The sequence below is a fragment of the Pontibacter qinzhouensis genome (genome assembly GCF_008017455.1).
GTDB lineage: Bacteria > Bacteroidota > Bacteroidia > Cytophagales > Hymenobacteraceae > Pontibacter > Pontibacter qinzhouensis.
The window spans coordinates 1-7,163 of the sequence record NZ_VRTY01000170.1 but is presented as its reverse complement, the minus strand read 5'-3'; the positions used below and the strand labels follow the sequence as shown (position 1 = coordinate 7,163).

The 7,163-nt window shown below is 44.1% G+C and carries 7 protein-coding genes and 1 pseudogene; 4 read left to right on the top strand and 4 right to left on the bottom strand.

Annotated elements, in window-relative coordinates:
- Nucleotides 1–230 (bottom strand): annotated as a pseudogene (locus FVR03_RS23425) (TraR/DksA family transcriptional regulator); the annotation flags it as partial.
- A gap of 843 nt (nucleotides 231–1,073) precedes the next feature.
- Between FVR03_RS23425 and FVR03_RS23420 the strand changes: the two are divergent.
- On the top strand, nucleotides 1,074–1,628 hold the full coding sequence (locus FVR03_RS23420; protein WP_147924203.1) for a DUF3575 domain-containing protein: 555 nt from the start codon (nucleotides 1,074–1,076) through the stop codon (nucleotides 1,626–1,628).
- An 83-nt stretch (nucleotides 1,629–1,711) separates the two neighbouring features.
- On the opposite strand, the gene ribH is transcribed toward FVR03_RS23420, so the two are convergent.
- From ribH to pdhA, 3 genes are all read right to left on the bottom strand, one after another.
- Nucleotides 1,712–2,188 carry a 6,7-dimethyl-8-ribityllumazine synthase gene (gene ribH / locus FVR03_RS23415; protein ID WP_147924202.1) on the bottom strand — a complete coding sequence of 159 codons (477 nt, stop codon included), beginning with the start codon at nucleotides 2,186–2,188 and terminating at the stop codon, nucleotides 1,712–1,714.
- Nucleotides 2,189–2,497: 309 nt separating this feature from the next.
- A complete protein-coding gene (locus FVR03_RS23410) occupies nucleotides 2,498–3,211 on the bottom strand; it encodes a tetratricopeptide repeat protein (protein WP_147924201.1) in 714 nt (237 codons plus the stop codon).
- Nucleotides 3,212–3,336: 125 nt separating this feature from the next.
- The gene (pdhA, locus tag FVR03_RS23405; protein WP_147924200.1) at nucleotides 3,337–4,377 is read right to left on the bottom strand and encodes a pyruvate dehydrogenase (acetyl-transferring) E1 component subunit alpha; all 1,041 of its coding nucleotides are present in this window, start codon (nucleotides 4,375–4,377) and stop codon (nucleotides 3,337–3,339) included.
- 193 nt (nucleotides 4,378–4,570) lie between these two features.
- Here pdhA and recF point away from each other — a divergent pair, with 193 nt between their 5' ends.
- The 3 genes from recF to FVR03_RS23390 all read left to right on the top strand — a co-directional run bounded on the left by recF (nucleotide 4,571) and on the right by FVR03_RS23390 (nucleotide 7,026).
- Nucleotides 4,571–5,683 carry a DNA replication/repair protein RecF gene (gene recF / locus FVR03_RS23400; protein ID WP_147924199.1) on the top strand — a complete coding sequence of 371 codons (1,113 nt, stop codon included), beginning with the start codon at nucleotides 4,571–4,573 and terminating at the stop codon, nucleotides 5,681–5,683.
- A 269-nt stretch (nucleotides 5,684–5,952) separates the two neighbouring features.
- Nucleotides 5,953–6,279, top strand: a complete 327-nt coding sequence (locus FVR03_RS23395; RefSeq protein ID WP_147924198.1) for a DciA family protein — start codon at nucleotides 5,953–5,955, stop codon at nucleotides 6,277–6,279.
- A gap of 186 nt (nucleotides 6,280–6,465) precedes the next feature.
- The gene (locus FVR03_RS23390; protein WP_147924197.1) at nucleotides 6,466–7,026 is read left to right on the top strand and encodes an acyl-CoA thioesterase; all 561 of its coding nucleotides are present in this window, start codon (nucleotides 6,466–6,468) and stop codon (nucleotides 7,024–7,026) included.
- The last annotated feature ends 137 nt before the right edge of the window (nucleotides 7,027–7,163 follow it).

Genomic DNA, 7,163 nt, shown 5'->3' with positions numbered 1-7,163 from the left:
CGCGATGCCAGCTGGTTCATGCTTTCTTTCTCAGCTGTGTCTGCGCCATCTTCCAACACTTTGGTTGGAGAAGCCGTGTTGTCGGTTCCTGAGTCGTTGCGGCGGCTGAGTGTTTCTTTAATAAAGGTAACTTCCTTTCGGGCGTTTGTCAGTTTTTCAAGAATAATGTTCTCAAACTCTGCAAGTTCCTCTCTCGAATAACGCTGGTTGTTGTCTTGGTTCGTGCTCATTCTGTTATCTTAGAACTAGTTTTCTATTTCTCCTTTGCTACTGTAATGCTAACATTCACAGCCTTACAAAGTTCATTTACATTTAAAAAGTACTACCTGGCAGCTAATTGTCTGATTTATTAGCAATTACCTACATGCGCACCTGAAGCCTATTAATAGTAGCATTTCTACTAAATTTGGTGCAAAAATAGTAGTTATATCCTTAAATCACCACCTTCTTCTAAAATTTAATATTCTGGTAGTATCGGGGCATAACCTGCTGCAAAAATTTTGCCTAACTAACACTTATTAGATAATATTCTTTATTTAAAGAAGAGATAACCAAAACCTTGCAGAGATATTACGCCTGTTCGGCAACAACTAAGGCTACTGCTTTTTTTAATGCAATACTTCTTTACAGGGATTTAAATTGCCTTAAAGCAATTATTCAAATGAAGATGGCCTTCCACAGGTAAAATGTGGGGTAAGGTGCCAAGGGTAAACTCAGGCAGTTTTGCTTTTACTATTTATAAAGCGCAGCAGCTACAGGAGCAAAAAGGTGTACGCCTATTTTGAGGTTGCAACTAATGACCCAACTTATTTTCTGAAGCTTAAAAATAAATCCTGTATTAACCGGTGCAATTTCCCTGAAACTACTCCACTAATTATTCTAATAAAAAGCGCCTTCCAAAGGTTTTTGGCCAATTCTAGTGTCGAGGGTAAATTATGCTGCTTATGACATATAGTGCAAAATTATTCAATTAAATAGAAAATTATTTCAATCTGTAATAATCTATATAAAGATTTTGGCATAGAATTAACTTTGCAGGATTTCATTAAATCACTATTAAATGTTCAAAAACTATGAAAAAAGTATTTCTTATCCTGTTCGCAATTGCAGCAATTGCTTCTGGAACCGCACAAGCACAAACTAATGTGTTTAAAGTAAATGTATTCAGTCCTATTGTCCGTACAGGATCAGTATTTTATGAAAGAAGTATTTCAGAAGACAAGAGTGCCCAGTTGGGTCTGTTCTACACTGGCTTCTCGATAGAAGGTACTTCTTTTAAAGGGTTTGGTGTAACTCCGGAGTTCAGAAAATACTTATCGAAATCGAAAGAAGCTCCGGAAGGATTTTATCTGGCGCCTTTTTTACGTTACCAGTCGTTTAAGTTAACCGCCGACAAAGTTGAGATGGAAGGTACCGAAGGAAAAGCAACTTACAATACTTTTGGCGGTGGCTTACTAATTGGTAACCAATGGGTGTTAGGGGACCGTTTTGTAATTGATGCGTTTTTTGGGCCAAGCTACAACAAGGGCAACATAAAAGTTACCAGCGGCACCGAAGATGATTTCGATACTGGCGCTTTTGGCGGCTTTGGCATTAGAACGGGCCTCGCTTTCGGTATTAAATTCTAACCAATCCTTTCAGTAACATAAAACAAGCGCGGGCTGACTTTATATAAAGTCAGCCCGCACTTGTTTACTGCTCAGGCACAAGCCTAAAAGCTAAGCATGTGTATAGCAGCAGCAGCTGCCTCTACGCCTTTGTTGCCGTGCTTGCCTCCTGCTCTGTCGAGGGCCTGCTGCAGGTTGTTGGTGGTTACCAGCCCAAACGACACAGGCTTGTTATATTTTAGCGACACAGTTGTAAGTCCGTTTGCCACCGCATGATTAATGTAATCATCGTGTTTGGTGTCGCCTTTTATAACCACTCCCAGCGCGATAACCGCATCTATTTCTTCGTTTTGCGCCAGAAACTGCGCCCCTAACGTTAGTTCGAAGCTACCAGGAACAGTGTTCCGGAAAATATTCTCTTTCTGCGCACCGTGCTGCAGCAGTGTTTCTATGGCTCCTGCACACAGGGTATCTGTTATGTCGTTGTGCCAATCGGCCACTACAATGCCAAATTTCTTATCTGAGATATCTGCAAAGCTCTGTTTGCTATAGTTGTTAAGGTTCTTTAATGCCGTTGCCATACGTTAATGTGCTAATGGTTTCATGTGCTAATTTAGCAATTTGAAAATTTGGAGATGTGGAGATTTGAAGATGTCTTTTAAAAAAGTACTGCTGCCAGGGAAGACACCTTCTTATGCCCTGGCATCTAAAAACCCAAAAAGCCTTTGGAAGGCCGATTTCATTAGAATAATTCTAATAAGATAAAGGTCGCCTGCTGCTATATACAAATCTAATCTAATCAGGCACCTATATCGAGGTAAAACAAAAAGCGCTTTTGCCCTGCAAGCAAGACAAAAGCGCTTTTTATGCTATGGCAAAAGCCAAGGTTATTAGTTCGTAGCTCCGGCTAATTCTTCTGCACGTGCCTTATACTTTTTAGCATCAGAAACCTCAGAAGCTGTTACATAGTCGGTAATTATTTTATTGTAAGCATCGGCGGCAGCTTTAAAATTATTGCCTGCTTCGTAGGCTACACCTGCTTTCAGGAGGTATTGCGGCGAAAAGTACTGGTTAGCGTTATGGTTAGCTGCTCTCATATACATGTCGGCTGCTTCGCCATTTTTACCCTGCTCCAGCAGCGCATCCCCAATCAGGCTGTAAGCGCGGGCCTGCAAAAGGTAATCTTTAGAGCTGAAATCTTCCAGCTGATCGATAGCCTCTGCAAATTTGCCTTGCTTTAACAAAGCCACACCTGCATAAAAGTGCGCTTGGTTGCCGGCATCTGTGCCGCTATAGTCGTTGGCAATAGCCAACAAACCATCATACTGGCCATCGCCGTTCAAAGCCTTGTTCAAAGAGTCTGCCTCGAAGTAGTAAACTGCCTGAAACATGGCTTCCTGCGCTTTCTGGTTTTGCGTGGTGCGGTAGTTGTAATATAAAAAACCACCCACTATAAGCGCGGCAATCGCAATAAACACTCCGAGTAGCGTATTCTTGTTCTTCTTTACAAAATCCTCTGATTGCGTAAAGCGATCTGCCAACGCATCCGGATTTTCTACCAACTCCTCTATCTCGTTGTGCTTCTTAACTGTTTCTTTTGCCATTAGCTTTGAAAAAATAATATAATCTATGCGTAAAGTCGGAAATAAAAGTCAAATATACCGCACTTATGTGTTAAACCACAAGTGCTTATCTATTAATTCCGTTTATCCGTATTTTTTTTAATTCGTTAATCGTTGATGTAAGGATAATCCTTCTCTACATAGATGTCGGTGTACAGCTCTTTCGGATCTGGGTAAGGAGAGTCTTCCGCAAATTTAACCGATTCGGCCACCACTTGCTTTATCTTCTCATCGATCTGGTCCAGTTCTTCTTCTGTCGCCCACTCATTTATCAGAATAGTAGATTTTACAGCCTCTATAGAGTCGCGGCCTTTGTAATCTTCCAGTTCCTCTTTTGTTCTGTACTTGGCAGGGTCAGACATGGAGTGACCTTTGTAGCGGTATGTTCTGAATTCAAGCAGGGTAGGTCCTTCGCCGGCACGGGCACGTTCAGCAGCCTGGGCCACAGCATTGTGCACGTTTTCTACTGACATGGCTTCTACAGGCTCCGATGGCATGTCGTAGGCAAGGCCAAGCTTGTAAAGATCGGTTACATTAGATGTTCTGTGTACAGATGTACCCATGGCATAGCCGTTGTTCTCGATCACGAAAATAACAGGTAGTTTCCAGAGCATAGCCATGTTCAGGGCCTCATGGAAAGCTCCCTGGCGCACCGCACCATCGCCCATGTAGCACATGCACAGGTTGCCGGTCTTGTTATACTTTTCGGCAAAGGCAATACCTGCTCCAAGCGGCACCTGGGCACCCACAATACCGTGGCCACCCATAAAGTTTGCTTCTTTGTCGAATATGTGCATAGAGCCGCCTTTGCCTTTGGAGCAGCCGGTAGCTTTTGCAAACAATTCGGCCATAATGGCGTTAGCGCTTGTACCTAGTGCCAGCGGGTGTGCATGGTCGCGGTAAGCAGTAATCCACTTATCGTCTTTGGTAAGGGCCGAAACAGCTCCTGCCACACATGCTTCCTGGCCTATATAAAGATGGCAAAAGCCTTTAATTTTCTGCTGACCATACAGCTGGCCCGCTTTCTCTTCAAACCGGCGCATGAGCTTCATCTGCTCATACCAGGTCATGTAAGTCTCCTTTGAAAATGTTGGTTCTGTCTCTACCTTTGCTTTCGCCGGCTTTGTTCTTTCTTTTGTATCAGCCATGGGTAATTTTGTATTCGTTTTAAAAATATCCGTTGTATGCTGTTAAGGAATTTTTACATCCCGAGAGCATGATTGAAATTCATCTTTCGCTTGCACGCACGAAATTTAAACCAGCTCCGATAAACCAGAGGCACAAATGCCTAAATGGGTTTGGCTTGCGAATTTAAGGAAAAAGAAATCAAAGTAGAAACTAATGTTCCTCGAAAATCTCAATTTGCTCTTTTTCAAGAACTACGAAGAAGCTTTCGTTAGTTTCTCGGAACATATAAATTGCTTTATCGGCGACAACGGAAGCGGCAAAACAAACCTGCTGGACGCCATTCATTACCTCTCCATGACCAAAAGCGCCTTCAGCAGCTCCGATGTGCAGAGCATTAAGCAGGAAGAAGATTTTTTTATGGTGAAGGGCCGCTTTATGGTAGAGGGAGAGAAACACACGGTACAGTGCAGCTTAAAAGCCGGGCAGAAAAAGACAGTAACGCATAACAAAGCGCTGTACGACAAAGTAAGCGACCACATTGGCCGGTTCCCGGTGGTACTTATTTCGCCCTACGATACCGACCTGATCAGGGAAGGAAGCGAGGAGCGTCGCAAATATTTCGACAGCCTGATTTCGCAACTCCACCATCCCTACCTGGAGCAGCTCATAAAATACAACCATATTCTGAAGCAGCGCAACTCGCTGCTCAAGCAGTTTGCCGAGCGCCACACCTTCGACCGCGATTACCTGCACATACTCAACGAGCAGCTGACCCCACTGGGCGAAGAGCTGGCGCAGCAGCGGCAGGCTTTTCTGCAGACCTTTGTGCCTATTTTTCAGAAACATTACCGCCACATATCCGACAGCCACGAAACTGTAACCCTCGACTACAAAAGCCAGCTGCCCGGCGCAGACTTCCGGCTGCTGCTGGAGCAGAACGAACGAAAAGACATGGCTCTGCAACGTACCACTGTTGGCCCGCACAAAGACGATTTCGTGTTCCTGATGGATGGCAACCCGGTAAAGCACTTTGGCTCGCAGGGGCAGCAGAAAAGCTACGTTATCGCGCTCAAACTGGCACACTTCGAGGTAATGGCCCAGCAACAGCACCACAAGCCCCTGCTCCTGCTCGACGACATTTTTGACCGGCTCGATGAGAAACGCATCACCAAACTTATGCAAATGGTAGCTGCCCACACTTTCGGCCAGATCTTCCTGACAGACACGCACCTGGAGCGCACCGACAAAATACTTGAGAACCTGTCGGAGCAAATTCGTAGATTTAAGGTATCGGAGGGAACGGTTTCGGTAATTTTGGATGAGTGATTTTTGCTAATATTGAATTTTGAGTGAGTGATGGAGTGAATACTTTACTTTCGGTAATGGGTTTAACCCTAAGGTTTAAATAGCCAAAAAACCTTTGGAAGACCATTTTCATTAGAATAATTGCTGTAAACACGCTGATTTAATTTTTTACAAGGGCAAATTCTGTACATTCAAAAATTCTGCAAATTTCTTGGGGAGGAGCCCGATTTAAAGATTCTCACAAAACCTATTCACTCAATCACTCATTCAAAACTCAAAATTCAAAACCCGTGCGCTATATATTCAAGAAGAAAAGTGACATCAACTACCGTAAAGCGGATATACAGCCGATTGGGGAAAGTATTCAGGCGCTGCTGAAGGCGTATAAGCTGCAGGGCAAGCTGAGTGAGGTAAACCTGATCCAGAGCTGGGGCCGTATTATGGGCAAACCCATCGCCATGAAAACAAAAGAGCTGTACTTCCGTGACCAGAAGCTGTTCGTGCGCCTCGACTCTGCCCCGCTCAAGCACGAACTGAACATGTCGAAATCAAAAGTAATCGAGATTCTGAACCGCGATGCCGGATCAGAAGTAGTAAAAGATGTTGTGTTCTTATAAAATATTGATTGAGTGATTGAGTGAATAAATCTTATAGCTTGTACTGGTGCTGCATCAGCGGGAGAGAAAGTACAGAAAAAGCCTTTCCGTTTAAAACATTTACCTATACCACCTTCTATAAATTCTGTAAATTCATGTTCTAACCGGTTTCATATTCACTCAATCACACATTCAAAATTATAACCCATGTCTGCACCGCTGTACCATCCTGTTTCTTACTCCCGCACTACGCTTACGGAGCTGATGATTCCGAGCTATGCCAACTTTGGCGGTAAAATTCATGGGGGCATTCTGCTCTCGCTCATGGACAAGGTGGCCTATGCCTGTGCGGCTAAACATGCCGGCAACTACTGTGTAACGGTAACGGTAGACGGCGTAAATTTTCTGCAGCCGGTAGAGGTAGGCGAGCTGGTATCGCTTATGGCATCCATAAATTATGTAGGCAACACCTCCTTAATGGTGGGTATAAAAGTGATAGCCGAAAATGTGAAGTCTGGCCTGGTAAAGCATACCAATACCTCCTACTTTACCATGGTCGCTAAAGACGATGACAACAATCCTACCCAGGTGCCGGGCCTGATACTGGAAAACCACAACGATGCCCGTCGGTTTTTAGAGGCCTTGAAACGGCGCGAACTCTCCAGACGCTACCAAACCGAATTTGCGGAAGCCAAAACAGTGCTGGCGGTGGAGAAGGAGCTATACAAACTGCAGGGCGAACGTTGCAAAATAGCATACGACGATTGAATTTTACCTGCGACTAAACTTGTTTTGTCCTGTTTGCAGTTAGTAGTTCACGCTCTTTTGGCTTAACATAGGAGTTACGCATAGTTATAAATGAATTCCCGCTGCACCTGGAGAAAAAGCTTCCTCTGGAGGGCATA